The sequence below is a fragment of the Mycobacterium gallinarum genome (genome assembly GCF_010726765.1).
Lineage (GTDB): Bacteria > Actinomycetota > Actinomycetes > Mycobacteriales > Mycobacteriaceae > Mycobacterium > Mycobacterium gallinarum.
This window is the reverse complement of the sequence record NZ_AP022601.1, coordinates 4,006,253-4,024,561: the sequence shown is the minus strand read 5'-3', so window position 1 is coordinate 4,024,561 and position 18,309 is coordinate 4,006,253. Positions and strand designations below refer to the sequence as shown.

At 63.4% G+C, this 18,309-nt stretch carries 17 protein-coding genes; 13 read left to right on the top strand and 4 right to left on the bottom strand.

The window, feature by feature from the left end:
- Window positions 1-21: 21 nt before the first annotated feature.
- The gene (locus G6N42_RS19750; protein WP_163731747.1) at window positions 22-1,308 is read right to left on the bottom strand and encodes a helix-turn-helix domain-containing protein; all 1,287 of its coding nucleotides are present in this window, start codon (window positions 1,306-1,308) and stop codon (window positions 22-24) included.
- Between the two features lie 19 nt (window positions 1,309-1,327).
- A complete protein-coding gene (acs, locus tag G6N42_RS19745) occupies window positions 1,328-3,301 on the bottom strand; it encodes an acetate--CoA ligase (RefSeq protein WP_163731743.1) in 1,974 nt (657 codons plus the stop codon).
- Between the two features lie 126 nt (window positions 3,302-3,427).
- Here acs and G6N42_RS19740 point away from each other — a divergent pair, with 126 nt between their 5' ends.
- A complete protein-coding gene (locus tag G6N42_RS19740; protein WP_163731740.1) occupies window positions 3,428-4,210 on the top strand; it encodes a Fic family protein in 783 nt (260 codons plus the stop codon).
- Window positions 4,211-4,616: 406 nt separating this feature from the next.
- On the opposite strand, the gene G6N42_RS19735 is transcribed toward G6N42_RS19740, so the two are convergent.
- Complete coding sequence (locus G6N42_RS19735) at window positions 4,617-5,426, bottom strand: HAD-IB family hydrolase (protein WP_163737836.1); 810 nt, start codon at window positions 5,424-5,426, stop codon at window positions 4,617-4,619.
- A gap of 520 nt (window positions 5,427-5,946) precedes the next feature.
- On the opposite strand from G6N42_RS19735, the gene ssd reads away from it, so the two are divergent.
- From ssd to G6N42_RS19675, 12 genes are all read left to right on the top strand, one after another.
- On the top strand, window positions 5,947-7,020 hold the full coding sequence (gene ssd / locus G6N42_RS19730; protein WP_163731737.1) for a septum site-determining protein Ssd: 1,074 nt from the start codon (window positions 5,947-5,949) through the stop codon (window positions 7,018-7,020).
- Window positions 7,017-8,183 (top strand): TadA family conjugal transfer-associated ATPase, encoded by a 1,167-nt coding sequence (locus G6N42_RS19725; protein ID WP_163731734.1) that lies wholly within the window; start codon window positions 7,017-7,019, stop codon window positions 8,181-8,183. Before ssd ends, G6N42_RS19725 begins: the two co-directional genes overlap by 4 nt.
- Entirely contained in the window at window positions 8,180-8,974 is a 795-nt protein-coding gene (locus tag G6N42_RS19720) for a type II secretion system F family protein (RefSeq protein ID WP_163731731.1), read from the top strand. The genes G6N42_RS19725 and G6N42_RS19720 overlap by 4 nt, the downstream gene beginning before the upstream one ends.
- Entirely contained in the window at window positions 8,971-9,546 is a 576-nt protein-coding gene (locus tag G6N42_RS19715) for a type II secretion system F family protein (protein ID WP_163731728.1), read from the top strand. The genes G6N42_RS19720 and G6N42_RS19715 overlap by 4 nt, the downstream gene beginning before the upstream one ends.
- Before the next feature lie 454 nt (window positions 9,547-10,000).
- Window positions 10,001-10,516 carry a hypothetical protein gene (locus tag G6N42_RS19710; protein WP_163731725.1) on the top strand — a complete coding sequence of 172 codons (516 nt, stop codon included), beginning with the start codon at window positions 10,001-10,003 and terminating at the stop codon, window positions 10,514-10,516.
- A 197-nt stretch (window positions 10,517-10,713) separates the two neighbouring features.
- Window positions 10,714-10,899 (top strand): hypothetical protein, encoded by a 186-nt coding sequence (locus tag G6N42_RS19705; RefSeq protein WP_163731723.1) that lies wholly within the window; start codon window positions 10,714-10,716, stop codon window positions 10,897-10,899.
- 532 nt (window positions 10,900-11,431) lie between these two features.
- On the top strand, window positions 11,432-11,611 hold the full coding sequence (locus tag G6N42_RS19700; RefSeq protein WP_163731720.1) for a hypothetical protein: 180 nt from the start codon (window positions 11,432-11,434) through the stop codon (window positions 11,609-11,611).
- Window positions 11,612-11,938: 327 nt separating this feature from the next.
- Window positions 11,939-13,246, top strand: coding sequence for an AAA family ATPase (locus G6N42_RS19695; RefSeq protein WP_163731717.1), 1,308 nt, complete (start codon window positions 11,939-11,941; stop codon window positions 13,244-13,246).
- A 261-nt stretch (window positions 13,247-13,507) separates the two neighbouring features.
- Window positions 13,508-13,948: a hypothetical protein gene (locus tag G6N42_RS19690; RefSeq protein ID WP_163731714.1), complete on the top strand. Its 441-nt coding sequence runs from the start codon at window positions 13,508-13,510 to the stop codon at window positions 13,946-13,948.
- Window positions 13,949-14,252: 304 nt separating this feature from the next.
- A complete protein-coding gene (locus tag G6N42_RS19685) occupies window positions 14,253-15,116 on the top strand; it encodes a phage major capsid protein (protein ID WP_163731711.1) in 864 nt (287 codons plus the stop codon).
- 411 nt (window positions 15,117-15,527) lie between these two features.
- The gene (locus G6N42_RS19680) at window positions 15,528-15,743 is read left to right on the top strand and encodes a hypothetical protein (RefSeq protein WP_163731708.1); all 216 of its coding nucleotides are present in this window, start codon (window positions 15,528-15,530) and stop codon (window positions 15,741-15,743) included.
- 411 nt (window positions 15,744-16,154) lie between these two features.
- Window positions 16,155-17,318 carry a helix-turn-helix domain-containing protein gene (locus tag G6N42_RS19675; RefSeq protein ID WP_163731705.1) on the top strand — a complete coding sequence of 388 codons (1,164 nt, stop codon included), beginning with the start codon at window positions 16,155-16,157 and terminating at the stop codon, window positions 17,316-17,318.
- Here the strand turns inward: G6N42_RS19675 and G6N42_RS19670 are convergent.
- Window positions 17,304-18,188, bottom strand: coding sequence for a DNA-methyltransferase (locus G6N42_RS19670; protein ID WP_163731702.1), 885 nt, complete (start codon window positions 18,186-18,188; stop codon window positions 17,304-17,306). The two genes, G6N42_RS19675 and G6N42_RS19670, sit on opposite strands and share 15 nt — an antisense overlap.
- Between the last annotated feature and the right edge of the window lie 121 nt (window positions 18,189-18,309).

The following is an 18,309-nucleotide window of genomic DNA, read 5'->3' as shown; positions in this document are numbered from 1 at the left end:
GCAACGGTTGGGCGGCGGCGACTAACCCAGTTCGAGATCAAGGCCGGCAAGGTGCCCGCTGGCCCGTGCACGCGCCGCTGGTCCCGTTCCAGCGACATCGTGAAGCATCTGCCATCCGTCCCGGTCATCGCGGCCTTCCGGCGTCTCCAGCCAGCGGCGAAGTAGTGCGGGTCGTCCAGCCGCCAGCACCGCGCCGCGAACACTCATGGAAAGTTCGGTGCGAACGCGCGCGATCGCCGGTGACACCGATTGCGGCAGAAGCGGACCGGCATAGCAGCGGAGCGCGTCCTCGACATCGTCGGCGGCGAGTGCGTCGAACACCTCACTGAGGTCACTGCTGACCAACCCGGTCAGTCGGTAGGGACGCGAATCCAGGTGGTGTGGACCGATCACACGGCGCAGTCGCGACATTTCCGCGCGCACGGTGACGACGTCGAGATCCTTTTCGTCGAGCAGCAATGCAAGGTGGTCGGCGCTGAGCCCCTCGGGGTGGCGGGTCAGCAGAACAAGGATGTCGGCGTGCCGGCCGGTCAACGAGAACGATTGAACTCGGCCGTCGTCGTCGGGCGCGATCCAGCGCGGACGATTGCCGCCCAGAACGGCCAGTCGTGGCTGTGCCGTTGTGGGCGTCGTCTTCGAGGCCGTCAGATGCATCAGCGCCAACTGGCTTTCGACCGCCGCCACCGTTGCGCGAACCAGCCCCAGCGCCTGAGGCGAGGCGACCTGGCCGTCGCCGGTCAGGTCCACGGCGCCGATGAGGGCCCCGGTCGCCGGATCATGGACGGGGACCGCTGTGCAGTTCCAGGGTTGGACGATTCGGGAGAAGTGCTCAGATTCGCGGATCTGGATTTCGCGGTCCAGCGCCAGCGCCGTCCCCGGGGCATTGGTCCCCGCACCGCGTTCACTCCAGTCGGCACCGGGAACGAAGTTCATCGATTCGGCCCGGCGGCATGCCGCGCTGTCACCCTCGACCCACAGCAGAGTGCCATCCGCCGCCGAGACCGCCACGACCACACCGGAATCGGCGGCGTCGCTGACGAGCAACCGACGGATTATGGGTAACGTCGCCGCCAACGGGTGGCCTGCACGCATCTTGGCGAGGGTGGTCTCGTTGCGGCACAACGCTGCCGCCGCTGGTGAACCGCTCAGGTCAGGGTCCACACCGGTGGCGATGCTGCGCTGCCAGCTCTCGACCACCACGCGTCGAATGGCCGCGGCGGCAAGGTAGGACGCGTCGACCTGACCTGCGACGAACAACTCATGCGCCCGGCGCAGTGCAGCGGGGACTGCGGATCCGGTTGTGTCCATCGCCCTCCTCGTGCACTGACTAGGTCTCGGCCTTACTGGCCCGGATCGCCTCGAACACGTTGGGATCCACCAGAGTCGAGGTGTCGCCGAGCTCACGTCCTTCGGCGACATCGCGCAGCAGTCGGCGCATGATCTTCCCGCTTCGGGTCTTGGGCAGCTCGGGTACGACGTGGATCTCCCGAGGCCTCGCAATCTTGCCGATGTCCTTGGCCACATGCTCACGAAGTTCGTGGACCATGTCATCGTCGTCGCGGTGCTTGGCGTGCGACTCGAGGATGACGAACGCGCAGATGCCCTGACCGGTTGTTTCGTCGTTGGCACCGACCACGGCCGCCTCGGCCACCCCGGAGTGGCCGACCAGTGCCGACTCCACCTCGGTGGTCGAAATCCGGTGTCCCGAAACGTTCATCACGTCATCGATGCGGCCCAGCAGCCATATCGAACCGTCGGAGTCGACCCGCGCGCCGTCGCCCGCGAAGTACCAGCCCTGCTTTCCGTAGCGGGACCAGTACGTCTCCTTGTACCTGTCCGGGTCGCCCCAGATGCCGCGCAGCATCGCCGGCCACGGCTTGTCCAACACGAGGTAACCCGTGACGTGCTCGGCCTCGTCGGCCCCCGGCACCAACTCGCGTCCCTCCTCGTCGACGATGATCGCCGAGATGCCGGGCAGCGGCTTCATCGCAGAGCCGGGCTTGGTTTCGGTGATGCCGGGCAGCGGCGAGATCATGATCGCGCCGGTCTCGGTCTGCCACCAGGTGTCGACGATCGGAGTCTTGTTGCCGCCGAACGCATCCCGATACCACCGCCATGCCTCCGGGTTGATCGGCTCACCAACCGATCCCAGCAACCGAAGACTCGACAGGTCGTGGGCATCCGGGAATTCGCGACCCCACTTCATGAACATGCGGACCAGCGTGGGCGCCGTGTAATAGATGGTGACGCCGTACTTCTCGATGATTTCGAAGTGCCGGTGTTCGTCCGGCGAGTTCGGTGTGCCCTCGTAGACCACCTGCGTTGCGCCGTTCGACAAGGGACCATAAACGATGTAGCTGTGGCCGGTGACCCAGCCGATGTCGGCGGTGCACCAGTACACATCCGTCTCGGGCTTGATGTCGAAGACGTAGTGGTGTGTGTACGAGGTTTGAGTCAGATAGCCGCCCGTCGTGTGCATGATGCCCTTGGGCTTGCCGGTGGTTCCCGAGGTGTAGAGCAGGAACAGCGGGTGTTCGGAATCGAATGCCTCGGGAGTGTGCTCCGGTGATGCCGACTCGACGGTGTCGTGCCACCAGACGTCGCGGCCCTCGGTCCACGGCGCGTCGATTCCGGTGCGGCGCACCACAAGCACGTGCTCGACGGACTCCTGACCCTTGCATGCCTCGTCGACGGACTCCTTCAGCGACACCGCCTGACCGCGCCGGAATTGCCCGTCGCTGGTGATGACGAGCTTGGCCTCGGCGTCTTCGATGCGGGCCGCGAGCGCGGTCGACGAGAAGCCGGCGAAGACGACGGAGTGCATGACGCCCAGGCGCGCGCACGCCAGCATGGAGACGATGGCCTCCGGAAGCATGGGCATGTAGATGGCGACTCGGTCGCCTGAGACGAGGCCCAGTTCGGTGAGCGCATTGGCGGCCTTGCACACGTCGGACTGCAACTGCGCGTACGTGATCGTGCGGGTGTCATCGGCCGGTTCGCCCTGCCAGTGGATCGCCACCCGGTCGCCGTTGCCCGCCTCGACGTGGCGGTCCACGCAGTTGTAGGCGACGTTGAGCTTGCCGCCGACGAACCACTTCGCGAACGGCGCCTCCGACCAGTCCAGTACCTCATCGAACGGGGTCTCCCACGCCAGCCGCTCGGCCTGTTTGGCCCAGAACGCGAGACGGTCGGCTTCGGCTTCGCGATACATCTCCTCGGTCGCGTTGGCTTGTGCGGCGAATTCGTCCGAGGGGGCGTAGGAAGACGGAACGTCGGTGTGCTTCGTCGAGGTGCCTGTCATGTCTGTGAGCGTAGTCACCCAGGCTGATGATCAGGTCTGCAAGTCACAGCTCGCTCCGCAGGCGGTGCGTCGCGAGCGCCGAACGTCGCGACAGACGGGCCCAACGGTCGGCTAGCGTGTGCTGCCGTGACCACCGCCGACCCATTGGCCCCCCTGGCAGAGCTGCCAGGCGTGGCTGAAGCGTGTGCCGAAGCCAGCGACGCCTTGGGGCGAGCGCACCGGCACCGTGCCAACCTTCGCGGGTGGCCGGCGAACGCAGCCGAGGCGGGGCTGCGGGCGGCGCGGGCGTCGTCGGTTCTGGACGGCGGCGCGCTGCAGTTGTCGGAGGAGGGCCCAGACCCGATCCTCGCCGGCGCCCTGCGCGTATCCGAATCGCTGGAGGGCGGAGCGACGTCCCTGATCGGGGTGTGGCAGCGCGCCCCGATGCAGGCCATCGCGAGGCTGCATGCACTGGCGGCCGCCGATATCGCCGACGACGACCACCTGGGCCGCCCGCGTTCGGACACCGACGTCGGCCGTCGTCTGGAGCTGTTGGCCGCCATCGTGACCGGCGGGATCCCTGGACCCACGCGAGGCCGGGGGGTGCCCGCGCCGGTGCTTGCGGCCGTCGCGCACGGTGAACTGCTGACGCTGGCCCCGTTCGGCAGCGCAGACGGAGTGGTGGCGCGGGCCGTTTCGCGGTTGGTGACGATCTCGACTGGGCTGGACCCGCACGGGCTGGGTGTGCCCGAGGTGTACTGGATGCGCCAGTCGGGCGACTATCGCGCTGCCGCGCGCGGGTTCGCGTCCGGGACCCCCGACGGCCTCACCGCCTGGCTGCTGATGAGTTGTCGTGCGCTGCATGCCGGTGCGCGGGAGGCGTTGGCGATCGCGCAGGGCAGCGTCGGCGAGGGCCCTCCAGCAAAGTAAAGCGGGCGACGTTCCGAACTGATTCGGCTCGCCGCCCGCTAGCACGGACTCCGGTTACCATGCGTGCTCTGGTCGGTTGCGTGGGTGGCCTCGGCGTCTTGTCGATGCGCTCCGGCTGCAACCCCACCCAAGGGGCCGTCGAAACCGTCCGCTATCGCAATTACGCAGGCCCGCAACACTTTTGCCTATTCCGCGGCATGTGCTCCGCGTGGGTGCCGGGATCCGTGCTGGGTAGCCTGGTTCGGGAGATCCGAGCCTTCTCTTCCGACTCGGCCTTGGCCTCACCAAGCTTCCGTGATTCCTTTGTACTCCGTGACCGCGGTCACATCAAGGGGCAAATGGCCGCGTCGCCGGATCGTTACGCGCAGTGCCCGCGAAAAACGCAGGAAGCAGCCGACGAGCCGGATCAGAAGGCGAAACGGCGCAACAACGAGTACGTCAGCGCGCCGGCCGCCAGCGCGCTGACACCGACCGCAGCGGTGGTTGCCATGGCCGCTCCCGATGGTGCTGGGATGCGGTCCCGAAGCGACACCGGCTTGGAGAACGTCAGCACCGGCCAGCCACGCGCCGATGCTTCTTTGCGCAATGTGCGGTCCGGGTTTACCACGGTGGGGTGGCCGACCGTTTCGAGCATCGGCACATCGGTGACCGAGTCGGAGTAGGCGTAGCAATGTTCGAGCGCGTATCCCTCGCGGGCCGCTAGCTCGCGGATCGCCTGCACCTTGCCTTCGCCGAAGCAGTAGAAGGCGATGTCGCCGGTGTACTTGCCGTCCTCGACGACCATGCGGGTCGCCATCGCATGGGTGGCCCCGAGCGCGCGGGCGATCGGGGCGACAATTTCCTCGCCAGAGGCAGAAACGACCACCACATCCCGACCGCACAGCTTGTGGTCGGCGATGAGTTCGGCAGCCTCGGCGAACACCAGTGGGTTGACGATCTCGTGCAGTGTCTCACCGACGATCGACTTCACCTGCTCGACGTCCCACCCGGTGCACATGTTGGTCAGATAGGAGCGCATCCGGTCCATCTGATCGTGGTCGGCGCCCGACATCAGGAAGAGAAACTGGGCGTACGCGGACTTCAAAACCGTCCGCCGATTGATTAGCCCCTGATCGAAGAAAGGTTTGCTGAACGCTAGTGTGCTCGACTTCGCGATGACCGTTTTGTCAAGATCGAAGAAGGCGGCGGTCCGGACCGGTTCGTTAGCCGGGTGCATCGTTTGCGCCTCATTTGGGCCTTCAAAGCTGGGGCGGGATGCGGCCACGGATCCAGCATAGGGCCGTGCACTGCGCCGGAGGAAAGAGAGTCTATGAAATGACAGTCTCCGACAGGTGCCGGTGACTGCATTTTTCCTGCTACGCCCATGCTTTTTAATCAGGCGCGACACTTGCGCCCATCCATGTGGCCGTGTGTATAGTGATTATTACTCGGCTTATGCCGGGTGTGCATCAGCCCGACCCCCCGGGGCTGATACACGACGACCTCCGCCTCCTCCCCCCCTGGCGGGGGTCGTCCCTTTTTCTGGTGTGTCTTCTCTCCGTCGCCAACTCGCTCCGTGTGCGGGCACCATCCTCATTGTCGCAACGTTCGTCTTTCGGACAGATGAACCGACGGCCCGTGGTTGCGGAATATCGTTTTCGCCGTCAATTTTTGCCGGTGGTCCCCAATTTGCGGTTCATCCACAGAGTCCGGGTTGACGGTGGCGCGGCGTTAGCGACAGCCCGCATGGTGGGCTCATGGGAACCACCGCCGGGATTCTCGCTCTGACGGGCGACGCTGAGCTTCGCGACGATGTTGATCGCATCGCCGCCGCGGCCGGTGTCGAAGTCGTTCACGCCAGCGAACCATCCGGTCGCAAGGTCTGGACGGGCGCGGTGGCCGTCCTGCTCGACCGCGGGGCAGCCCACCGCTGCGCGCAGCGGCTGTTACCGAGGCGAGGCTGCGTCATCCTGATCACGCGGTCGGAGCCCAGCCCCGCCGACTTCCAGGCCGCCATCGCAGTCGGCGCGCAGCGCGTCGTGGCCTTGCCCGTCCAGGACGGCGAGCTGATGGCCGAGCTGTCCGAAGCCGCCGAAGCCGCAGTGGCCGACGTCGCGCGCGGCGCGGTGGTCGCAGTCATCGCGGGACGGGGTGGAGCGGGCGCATCGGTGTTCGCGGCTGCGCTGGCGCAGACGGCGGCTCAGGTGACCGACGCGCTGCTCATCGACACCGATCCGTGGAGCGGCGGCATCGACCTCCTGCTGGGGATCGAGGCGGACGCCGGGCTGCGCTGGCCGGATCTGACGCTGCAGGGCGGACGGCTGAACTACGCATCGCTACGCGATGCGCTGCCACGGCAACGCGGCGTTTGTGTGCTCTCGGGCGGTCGCGGAGGCGGCGACGTCGACGCCGCGCCCCTCGGTGCCGTCGTCGATGCGGGCAGCCGGGGCGGCGCGACGGTGATCTGCGACGTGCCGAGGCGATCGACCGCGGCGGCCGAGACCGCACTCGAATCCGCGGATCTCGTCATCGTCCTCGCCCCGGCTGATGTGCGGTCCTGCGCCGCAGCCGAACGCGTCGCACGCTGGGTTTCCACGGTGAACCCCAACGCTGGCCTGGTCGTGCGGGGGCCCGCACCGGGCGGGCTGCGATCCTCCGACGTGGCCGAGATCGTCGGCCTTCCACTCCTTGCCGCGATGCGACCGCAAGCCGGTATTGCCGAGACGCTGGAACACGGTGGTCTTCGGTTGCGCCGCCGCTCTCCGCTCGCCAGTGCCGCGCGCCGGGTGATGGCGGTACTGCACCAGCATCCGGTGGTGAGCGCGGCATGAGCGCCTCGCTGGTTGAGCGCGTCCGCGAGCGGCTGGCCGCGGAGTCCGGACCCCTGCGGCCGACTGCGGTCGCAGCCGCCATCCGAGCGGAGTCCGGTGGCTTGCTCGGGGACGCCGAGGTGCTCAGCGGCCTGCGCGTATTGCAGACCGAACTCACCGGGGCCGGTGTGCTCGACCCGCTGCTGCGTGCAGAGGGGACCACCGATGTTCTGGTCACCGCGCCCGACGCGGTGTGGGTCGACGATGGTGACGGCCTGCGGCGCACGTCGATTCGATTCGCCGACGACGATGCCGTGCGGCGGTTGGCCCAACGGCTGGCGTTGTCGGCCGGACGTCGGCTCGACGAGGCGCAACCCTGGGTGGACGGCCAGCTGACCGGACTGGGCAGCGGGCAGTGCACCGTGCGTCTGCACGCGGTCCTGTCGCCGATCGCCCCCGCGGGCACGTGTCTGTCCCTGCGGGTGTTGCGACCCGCCACGCAGGACCTCGCCGCCCTGACGCGGACAGGAGCCATCGAGCCGTCGGCCGCGGCGCTGTTGAACGAGGTGATCGCGGCACGCCTTGCTCTGCTGGTGTCCGGGGGCACGGGTGCAGGCAAGACCACGATGCTGGCCGCCATCCTCGGCGCGGTTCCCGCGCACGAGCGCGTCGTCTGCGTCGAGGACGCCGCCGAACTGGAGCCGGCGCATCCGCATGTGGTGAAACTCGTCGCGCGACCGGCCAACGTCGAGGGCGTCGGTGAAGTGACCGTGCGCGACCTGGTCAAGCAGGCCCTGCGGATGAGACCTGACCGGATCGTCGTCGGCGAGGTTCGCGGCGCCGAGGTGGTCGATCTGCTCGCCGCCCTCAACACCGGTCACGACGGTGGAGCGGGGACCGTACACGCCAACAGACCGGCCGAGGTGCCCGCGCGACTCGAAGCGCTTGCCGCGGTCGGCGGACTGGACCGGGGTGCGCTCCACAGTCAGCTCGCGGCGGCCGTGCAGGTACTCGTCCACGTCAGCCGCGATCGCAACGGGCGACGCCGGCTCAGCGAGATCGCGGTGCTCAGCCCCGCCGGCGACGGCCGCGTCCGTGCAGTGACCGCCTGGCGCACGGGCATCGGCTTCGACCGTGGCGCCGAGCGGCTGCGAACGCTTGTGCACGAGCGGCGGCAGGCATGAGCGGTGCGGCACTGGCGCTGGCGCTCGCGCTGCTGACGGCGCCGGGACCAGCGCGGCACCGACTCCGTTCGCGCTTACCCGCCGGCGCGCAGAAACCGAGATTGGCAACGTGGCTTCTCGTTCCCTGCGGTGTCGCGCTGACACTCGCATTGGGTGCGGCCACGTCGACCGGAGCCGTCGTCGCCGCGGCCATTGCGGGCGGGACCGTCGAGATGCGGCGGCGGAACCGGCGGCGGCGCCGGACCCGCGATGCCGAAGCCGCCGCGCTCAGGGGTGCGCTGGACGTCCTCGTCGGAGAATTGCGGGTCGGCGCCCACCCCGTCGCCGCCTTCACCGTTGCCGCCGATGACACCGAGGGCGTCGTCGCGTCAGCGCTGCGGACGATCGCTGCGCGCGCACGCTTGGGCGCCGATGTCTTCGCGGGCATGCTCAGCGTGGCGCGGCGGTCGTCGCTGCCCGCGCACTGGGAGCGGCTCGCGGTGTATTGGCAGCTGGCTCAGGCGCACGGCCTGGCGATCGGCACGCTCATGCAGACCGCGCAGCGGGATCTGGTTGAGCGGCAACGGTTCTCCTCCCGCGTCGACGCCGGTATGGCGGGAGCGCGGACCACGGCCGCCGTGCTGGCCGGCCTGCCCGCCGTCGGCATCGCACTCGGACAGCTGATCGGAGCCGACCCGCTGAGCTTCCTCCTCGCGGGGGGATTCGGCGAATGGCTGTTGGTTTTGGGAGTGCTGCTCGCCTGCGCCGGTCTGCTGTGGTGCGACCGGATCACCGGTGCGGTGGTGAAATGATCTACGCTGCAGTGCTATTGGCCGTCGCGATACTGCTCGGCGGGGACAGCTCGCGGACTCGCATCCAGGTGCGAGGTCTGGGGGCAGAGAGGCCACAGCGCCGCGCCACCGCTTCCGATGACGATCCGCTGGCCACGGCGTCGGCTCTGGAGGTGCTGGCCGCGTGTCTGCGTTCGGGAATGGCGGTGTCGGCTGCCGCAGCGGCGACCGCACCGTCCGCGCCACGGCCTCTGGGCCAAATCCTGAATCGTGCTGCAGACCTGCTCGCGCTCGGGGCCGATTCTGCGACGGCGTGGTCGGATCCTGCGGACACCGACAGTCAGACCGACGCGTTCGTGCGCCTCGCCCGTCGGTCAGCCGCCTCGGGCACCGCGTTGGCCCAAGGCGTCGCCGAATTGGCCTCGCAGTCGCGCGACGATGCCGCCGATGCCGCCCGCGCTGCGGCCGAACGAGCGTCGGTGCTCATCGCGGGGCCGCTGGGATTGTGCTATCTGCCGGCGTTCTTGTGTCTGGGCATCGTGCCCGTCGTGGCGGGGTTGGCAGGGGATGTGTTGCGTTCCGGTGTGTTGTAAGGGGTTTCGAGTGATGGGGAGGACATCAATTGATACGCAAATGGGCTCGTTCGGTGCAGGCGCGAATGACCGTGATGATCGTGGACGAAAGCGGCATGTCCACGGTCGAGTACGCCATGATTCGCGTTTACACCCACTACATGTAGTGTCCGCGTATACACCCCGACACGCCGAGGATTTGTGACCGACACGCGGGTGAACTGCGAAATCTGAAAATTGTAATTCAGGAAGATGTTGTGTCCAGTCGTAATGTCGGACACTAGGTGTAGTGTCTACAGACCAGTTGAGATGACGAAACCCCCGTCCGGGGTGATGTCGCCGGCCGAGGGTTTAGCGCCTTGAGATGCATTTTCTGAGGATGCTCTGAGAGACGTTACACGCAGAGCGGGTTCTGGGTCCAAAAATGGCCCGAATGGTGACCTCGTGTTTCCTCTCTCTCAGCTGGGAAGGCATCATGCCAGCTCCGAATCCGCAGGACCCGTTGGACGATCCGATCTCTCGGTTCGTCGCCGCGGTGAATGAGTTCCTCGCGATCAAGGCGGACGTGGATCCGCTGCCGAGGCAGCCCCGTACGCAGAATCCGATCGACGATCTGATGCGCAACTGGGAAGAGTTCAAGCGGCACCTTCGCCGGTGTTATGAAGCGATGGTCGGCGCGCAGCCCGAGGTCGCGCAGCGCCTCGAACAGATCATCTCGGTGGGCAACGAGATCAAGGCGCTGACCGACGATCCGAACATCGTGAGCCCGGTCGACGGTGTCGTGATGAGGGCGATTGATGAGCGTGCCGAGATCGGCAATTTCATCCCGCGCCTGGCCAACGCGACATCGTTCCCGACGGTCATGTCGATGATCGGCGAGTTGGCCGGTGTCGGCAAGCGGACGGTAACGCGCCGGAAGGAGATCGCCGCCAAGTTGAACGACCTGACGGCCTACTTCCTGTTGCGGCCGCCCCCTCGCGAGTCCGCGTAACCGTTCGACGTCAAGGGCGGCATCACCTTCTGGGTGGTGTCGCTCTTTTCGTGTGCTCGGTCTGACCAGCGACAACAGCTCTGGCGGACCTTGCCCTTGCTACACTGACGTGTCTCCGCGGAACAGAACCCGTGGAGATTTTTTGTGCCCTCGTCCGGATGGTCCGGCGGGGGCTTCTTCTATATCTGGAGGAAAGTATGGATCGAACCATCACCCTGTTGCCACGTTGCCAGCAGATGGAGGCCTTCGAGGACTTAGACGACCGGTGCTATGGCCCGGCTGTCGCCAAGGTCCACGACGACCAGTACTGCGTTGACGACTGGTTCTGCGAGAAACACTTTCACAAGTACCTCAGCGACTACACCAACCTAGTCCCGCGCTAGTAGCTCGACCCAAAAGGCCCGGTCCTGCGCCATTTCTCTCGGTGTGGGATCGGGCCTTTTTATTTCTCGAATTAAATCGGACACGCCGGATACCGCCACGTCAATGCGTTGTCGAAAATTGGCGGGAGTTATGGCGGAATATTGTGTGAATTGTCACTGCCACAAACAAATTGAGAGGAATGGTAATGGCACACCCAAAAAAGGGCGAGGAAGGTTATGCCGAGTATTTGGAGAAATCCAACGAGCGTCGCAGGATACGTCGGGCCGATCCGGAATACCTCGCAAAGGAAAAGAGGCGTTGGGCCAGGCAAACGGCGAAGCGTGAAGCGGCGAAGAAAGCAGCGAAGGGCAAATGACCAACCGAGCATTCAAGGCCCGTTGGCGTACAGCCTCAGCGGGCGACAAGAAACAGGAACGGGCTACGCCTGAGGGGAATACCACACCGCACCGCGATATGTCGGAGCGCGAACGCGTAATCCAGAAACTCAAGGAGAAGAAGCGATGATGCAACTTAGCGTGCCCCTCGAGGGCAATGAGGTACGGCAATGCCACGCATGCTGTGCGTCCATCGTGGCTCTGCCATTCGACTTACCGCACCAACGGGGAGTACTACACGGCGCGGTTCGTCCTGGAATGCGAGCAGGGCCACGTGCGCGTGCATATCAAGAAGCTGGGTGTGATGGACGACGAGATGAAGGAGTTACTGACGTGAGGGCCAAACCCGAGATTCTTGACTTTAGACGTAAGGCCCGAGTTAAGACCTATCGTCAGCACAATTGCTCCAGACAGCACCGCAATGAGACAACCTTTCTGGAATGTGCCCTCGGCACCAAGGTGAACTGGATCGCCGGTGTGGGACAGTACGCCTCAATCTCATGGTGCAACGGTCGTAGGCGCCGCGGTCACTACGCCACGGTGATCCTGTGCGAAACGCTCGAAGATGCCCGTCACCGCAAGGCGGAAATCGACTACATCGCTTGTGGCGGTGGGTGTGAGCGCAAGCACCAAGTCGTGCGTGTCGAGATTAGGAGTTATTGACGTGAACCACACAGTTCTAGAACACGTCCGCACGCTCGCCAAGAGAACTCGAAACGAAAACGGTTACAAGAACCAGTTCCTCGAATTAGCCGAGAACTTTCGTCCGCATCTCGGGAATAACCCAGACGAGGTGCTCGACCAGATCTGGCACGAGGTGTGGGCGTCGAAAGGCGGCGAGCAACCAGTTGTCATGGCCACACCGGCACCGGACGAAAGTGCGACAGTCAACGACCGGGCAGATCAGCTTGAGTTCGAGTTCAAAGCCGAAGCCATTGCCCGCAAGCGAGTGCAGAATCTCGGCGTCCAGGCGGCGCTGTCGAAGCTGCCCGACGTGCTCACGTATGAGGAACTGCAAGAGGCGGCAAAAGACGTGCCGAAGCACCGGATCACCAACCTGTTGCCAGACCACGGAAACATGACCGTTGTCGGGGGTAACAAGTGCGGAAAGACCGAGCGCACTCTGGAACTCATCAAGTCGCTAGTCACTGGTGAGCCATACCTCGGCGAGTTCGAGGTTGTCGACCCGCTGAACGGCAAGGTGCTGTTTCTGAACTACGAACTCACACCGGCCCTGTTGGCCGAGTGGATGCGTGACATGGGCCTGGATTCCGACAAGGTGCTGACGATGCACCTGCGCGACTACGCGAGCGTGCCGCTGTTGTCTGACGGAGGCGCTGAGTGGCTCGTGAACGTCTGTTTGATGCACGACGTAGAAACACTCGCACTCGATCCCGGTGGACGCGCTATGACCGCTGCAGGGTGCAAGAACGAGGACTCCAACGACGAAGTGAAAGTCATTACGTCACACCTGGATCAGATCAAGGCCGAGGCGGGCATGTCGCATCTGGTCATCCCGCTCCACGCCAATCGTGTGACTACGCCCGTGCGACCACGAGGAGCTGATTCCTGGGGTGGTTGGCACGACGCTTCAATCTCGCTGTGGCTCAAGAATGCGAACAAGCCCTATGCCGCTCGTATGTTTTCGGCCCACGGGCGCGACGTGAGCATGCCAGAAACGGAACTGATACGAGACGATTCCACACGCCTGTGCAGGCTGAAGGAACGCGGCGCACTAACCGAGGACGACATTGCCGACGCAGGCGATCCGCCTAAGGCGGCGGCGACTCGTAAGCGAGGACGCCAGCCGGTGTCGGATGACGAGATCGAGCGGCGAGTCGAAAGGTATATGACCGAGCACCCAGATGCGTCTGAGGCGCAGTGTGAGCGTGGTGTGACAGGTGGCGCTGCACGCGTTCGCAAGGCATACCGGGCTTGGGTTATCAAGGGGGCGGGTGACGATGAGGTCTGAGGTCGTCTTTTATTCGCATTCTCGCACGTCGTTAAATGACCTAAGGTCGTCGTTAAATCGCATTCTCGCACGTCAACAAACGTCGTCTTTTACCATATATATGACACGAAGTGGAATATGGTATAGAAAACGAGAGATTAAACGACGAATCTCCTTCAGTCGCCTCATCTTAGGATTGATGGCGAAAGGCGGTGACAACAGATGTTTATGACCATGAGAACTACGGGCCATTCAATCGGACAGTATGCCGAGTATTGCGGCATGGGCCGAGGCCGTACGCGGATTCATGTGCTCAAGCGAATGCTGTGTGTGGACTGTCGCTCGCCGTACGTTCGCATCTGGATCACGTTCGACAGCGTTACGCGTGAGGCGGATCAGGTTCACTTCAACCAGATGATCCACGACAACTCCTGCCCCTCAGCCATTCCCGGACAGCGTTGTGTGGACAATCGCTTGCCGACCTTGACGGTGAACGAAGCGCGCTCGATGAAGACCTGGCGTACTGAGCTGATCGAGAATCTTGACGGGGAGCCAGGTGGCGTCGGACACGTCGATGAGCAAGAGCATGCACTTGGTTGGATTGGGCCTGCGTCTCCGTGCTGTGACGCTGACGGCGACGACCACACGTCGGACTGCGCGTATGCGCGTGAGGCGACGATGACGCGCGACGACGTGAACGAGTGGCTTCGCAGAGGCCTCTGAGGCGTCCGTAGCGCGTCTGAACGTGTCCGCTGCGATGAATCACGCGTAGTCGAATTGTCAGGAGCGCACAGAGGCGCTCAGGCACGGCGCGACACGCGAAACTCGCTGATTGCCTTGGAATTTCCCGGTGTGTAGCGTGAGATGCACGCTCACCAGCGCGGCAAGCTGGGGCCTGACGAGGCTAGTACGGTAACTCAATTCCTTTCGCGCACAGGTTGTATTCCCACACCTGAAAGTCGTGCAACAAGCATCGGATCGGGATGCTGAATGCGCGCAACCAAACACAAACCCAGAGAGAAGAGAAATGTCTACTCCATTTTCAACGCCGGATGCCGTAAAGGCACTGGCAATGGATGTCCGCGGCGTTGCGCCCAAGGACATCGTCTCGCAGGCGCTGATCCTGCAGTGCTCGACCATTGCCGGTGCCGTGGACGGCGATGCCCCCTCGGTCCTGGTGCCTTACGTGTCGTTCGAGGACCAGCCCGGATTCGTCGCCGAGGGAACGCCCATTCCCGAAAGCGATCCGGAGGACACGCAGGTCCAGATCTTCACGGGCAAGGTGGCAATTCTTGTTCCCGTATCGCGGGAGCAGATGGGCCAACCTGACGCGTCGGCGCTGTTGTCGTCGGCTGCTCGTGAAGCGGTCATCCGAAAGGCCAACCGTGCGTTCCTGACTCAAGCAGCACCCGTGGCCCCGGCGGCGACTCCCCCCGCGGGAATCCTGACGGGCGTCACCGAAGAGGCCGATGACATCGAGACGGCTGGGTCGCTGGATCCGGTGGTCGATGCCATCGCCAAGATCGAAGCTGACGGCGGTCAGGCCTCGAATATCCTGGTTCACCCGAATGGCTGGGCGCAGCTGTCCAAGATGAAGCTGGCCGCGGATTCCGCGCAGACGCTCCTGGGCGCCGGCAGCGCACCGTCGACTGCCCCCGCACGAGCGCTGCTCAACGTGCCGGTTCTGGTCGACAAGGACGTGCCGGAGGATCAGCTCGTGGTGCTCGACAAGCGCGCCATTCTGTCGGTGTCCGGCCCCGTGCTGCTCGCACAGAGTTCCGAGTGGCTGTTCAACTACGACTCCATGGCGCTGCGTATCACGTGGCGCTTCGGGGCCAAGGTCGCCAAGCCGGATCGCCTCGTCGTCGTGCCGCTCACCGCGGGCGTGTAAGACCTCGTCCCCGTAGACAAACAGTTGGGTCTTTGCGGGGACAAGGAAACACAACTGAATAGCGAAAGGTCTCCCGACCCAAGCTTGGTGGCTGATGCGCGGGAGGCAACGGGGAAGGTCTGGGTGCAGCGATTCCTTCTTTGAGCTCGGGCGTCGTGTGGCGTGTCGGGCCTTCCCCTCAAACTTTGAATCTGGTGCAGCGCTTGAGGTCCCAACCCAACCCTCAAAGTGCGCCCACCTTTGAACGGTGATGCTGTTTGCCATTCCTCTCCGGCATCGCCGTTCACTGGTAGATGCGCAACGTGTTAGGTATGGCTGATTCCTGTACTACGCGCCGCGTCCTGTTGCAGCGCAACGTGATCCACGTGCTGAACTGTTGGGTTGTGATGCGAAGTCTCTTACGATGGATGTATGACGACAAACACGAAAACCATTGAAGTCTATGCGATTACGGACGATGAAGAGTCTGATCCTGATCCGATCTTTATGGGCTCACATGATGACATGCTCGACGCATTGGGCAACGTCACGTTGGAGCTACTGTTTCACGACGACGACATGGGACACGATGTCTACAACGTCGTGCGCGCCGATGGCACCGTGATCGCCGTCGCCTACAAGGACTGACCACACAGCGCCGAGGCCCGCTTGCACATGCGTACGTGTGTGAGTGGGTTTTCGTGCGGATGACCCAGGCGCCCACACCCTCACACGTCACTCTCGGGCGGCGCAGTGTCTTTGACGGTCGCTGTGCGTCCAAGTTCCGACAGCTAAATTCCCAGGCCTGCGATAACGGGTCCCACCTGGCCGTATGACCTGCGTTGCCTTTGAATATCGACGGTGTATCGCGTGTGGGCGCGCTCAGAGCGCCTGTACGCGCCCGTGCGTTACGTCGCGTGCGATGCGTCATGCGCGCTACGCGTAGGACGTCACCGTCGCGCCAGGGCACGCCCAAGATCACCTACTGCGCGAGTCATTCGTCATACCTGAAGCGCTTGTGGCAGTCTTACCCCCGTTGTCCGACAAGGGGGTCACACGTTGCCAGAGCCTTCGGAAATTGTGACGCGGCTTCTCGCGCGCTTACGGTCTGCCCGAGAAAAGGCTGGCCTCTCGCCTGAAGATTTGGCGGCCGACTTGATCCTGGGGCCTGGCTGGATCGAGCGATTTGAATCCGGCGAATCAATACCGGACATCGACACCCTCTTTGTGCTTATCGACCGTATTGGTGTTGATCCCGCAAGCATATTTGCCGACGTCCATGATAAGAGCGCGGAAGCTAGTGCAGCAGAGCTTAGTCGCCTTATCCGGGCCGAGGAAGACGGACGTGACCTCATCATTCAATTCGCGTATGCGAACTATGACGCGCAATATCGGCTAACGGATGCCACGCTAGAACAGTTTGAGGAAGTGCTCCTTACGCTCCGTAACGGGCTTGCAAAACTTGTCTCGGTTACCGGGAACTCAAACGCCGAGAGTCAGATCAAGACGTCAGCAGTTGCTTCCGCCTTCATGAAGGCTGTTTCGCTGTGGCCGAGTGCCAATCCCTCAGATGTGTGGTGGTTCATCATCTATCGCGCATACTGCGATCCGTATAATCATCCGGCAGAATTTGCGCGCATGTCATTCGAGCAATCGTGGAAGCGAACGGGTGGATGGGCGCTAGAGGAGATTTGCGTTCGTCACTATGCACCCGAACTTAAGAAGCACGGCATTACCATCGAGATTGCAACTGGACAACGGAAGCAGACGTTACTTTCTAAGCTTGAAATTGGTCGCCGCCTTATCGTTGACAAAGTCGACGTCATTCTGACGGGTCCAGCTGACGTCGTATTCGGCGTAGTGCATGTGAAAGCCAGTTTTGCAGAGCGACGAACAGATGATGTACCGATGTCGGAAGCTCTAGTGAGAAGTGGCTATTTCTCACCTCTGTGGACCATGGACTGCAAGTCGGGACCGAGCACACAGCCCCATAACCGTGGCGAACTTGGGTCCGCCACAGGTAATCGAAGTGAAAAACGCATCGGCATCGAAGACGAGGCTGAGTTTAGCGCCTGCTATTCGTACAATCGGAACACGCAGCCGACGGTGCATCCGCCGAAAACGAAAGCCGACATTGTGGTCTGTGACTTCAACGATCCCGACGACCTATTTACGAAAGGCGTCTTAGACGGTTGGAAGAAGTTTAAATCAACCCGGAAATAGCTGCGGCCTCGATTCGGCTGCTGCGAGGCGCTCATTCGACGCTTCTACTTGATCGGGGTCAATTTCAAAACCCAAGTAGGAGCAGCCAAGAGAAAGCGCTGCGAGGCCTGTCGTGCCACTGCCGGAGAACGGATCCAATACAACTACCTCATCGCCCGCCCGGCCGAGCGCGTCGATGCACTGACGGGGAAGCGCTAACGGGAAGCGCGAGTAGTGCGCAAGCCCGTCAATCTTCTCATTTGGAAACTCCCATACGCTCTTCACTGGAGGGGCTGTCTTGAACGCATGCCGTTCGTCGCGGGCGAAAAGATAGATTGACTCATGTGCTCTGTGCGGCCTTCGGCATCGGCCTTCGGGCATAGGATTCTTCTTACGCCAGATTACTTCGCCACGAAATAGCCAACCATCGTCGCTCATGCCGATCACCATGCGATACGGCAGGGCGAGTAGGTTTCCGTACGTTAGCCACGGGGTGTCCTTCTTTAAGAAGGCCTTTCGTTTGGCGCGGGGCTTAACGTATGCAGAGTTCGTCGCATTTAGGCCAACCTTGTCGGGCCCCAAAGAGCTGTAGGCGTGGTCGTCCAAACGCCAATTAACGGGCGTGTTGTAAGCGTCTCCGACGTTGATCCACACCAGCCCGTCTTGCTTTATCTTCGGCTGGATGACACGGAATATCTTCGTCAGTGCCTCGACGTAGTCCCGAGGATCGTCTTCGACCCCCATCCCGTCTGACATCCGCTGGCCCCAATAGGGAGGTGAGGTCACAAGCACGTCGATGCTCTCGTCGGGCAGGTTGGCCGCGAGTTCGGTGCAATCGCCCTGCACCACGCGGTTGCGCAGGTAGGGGCCGATTTTGTCCTGATCGGTCACTGATGGCCTTTCGTCGGTTTGAGTGAATGCTACGACCGCCCGACGACACACTGCGGCATCCGCCCAGCGCGTGTGGATAAACGGCCGGCGCGAGCCCGAGCATCGTCGGGCCGCAGGGTAT

Excerpts from the sequence above, each read along its gene's own strand:
- G6N42_RS19750 (WP_163731747.1), bottom strand. The coding sequence starts at position 1,308 with ATGGACACAACCGGATCCGCAGTCCCCGCTGCACTGCGCCGGGCGCAT.
- acs (WP_163731743.1), bottom strand. The coding sequence starts at position 3,301 with ATGACAGGCACCTCGACGAAGCACACCGACGTTCCGTCTTCCTACGCC.
- G6N42_RS19735 (WP_163737836.1), bottom strand. The coding sequence starts at position 5,426 with ATGCACCCGGCTAACGAACCGGTCCGGACCGCCGCCTTCTTCGATCTT.
- ssd (WP_163731737.1), top strand. The coding sequence starts at position 5,947 with ATGGGAACCACCGCCGGGATTCTCGCTCTGACGGGCGACGCTGAGCTT.
- G6N42_RS19725 (WP_163731734.1), top strand. The coding sequence starts at position 7,017 with ATGAGCGCCTCGCTGGTTGAGCGCGTCCGCGAGCGGCTGGCCGCGGAG.
- G6N42_RS19720 (WP_163731731.1), top strand. The coding sequence starts at position 8,180 with ATGAGCGGTGCGGCACTGGCGCTGGCGCTCGCGCTGCTGACGGCGCCG.
- G6N42_RS19715 (WP_163731728.1), top strand. The coding sequence starts at position 8,971 with ATGATCTACGCTGCAGTGCTATTGGCCGTCGCGATACTGCTCGGCGGG.
- G6N42_RS19710 (WP_163731725.1), top strand. The coding sequence starts at position 10,001 with ATGCCAGCTCCGAATCCGCAGGACCCGTTGGACGATCCGATCTCTCGG.
- G6N42_RS19705 (WP_163731723.1), top strand. The coding sequence starts at position 10,714 with ATGGATCGAACCATCACCCTGTTGCCACGTTGCCAGCAGATGGAGGCC.
- G6N42_RS19700 (WP_163731720.1), top strand. The coding sequence starts at position 11,432 with ATGAGGTACGGCAATGCCACGCATGCTGTGCGTCCATCGTGGCTCTGC.
- G6N42_RS19690 (WP_163731714.1), top strand. The coding sequence starts at position 13,508 with ATGGGCCGAGGCCGTACGCGGATTCATGTGCTCAAGCGAATGCTGTGT.
- G6N42_RS19685 (WP_163731711.1), top strand. The coding sequence starts at position 14,253 with ATGTCTACTCCATTTTCAACGCCGGATGCCGTAAAGGCACTGGCAATG.
- G6N42_RS19680 (WP_163731708.1), top strand. The coding sequence starts at position 15,528 with ATGACGACAAACACGAAAACCATTGAAGTCTATGCGATTACGGACGAT.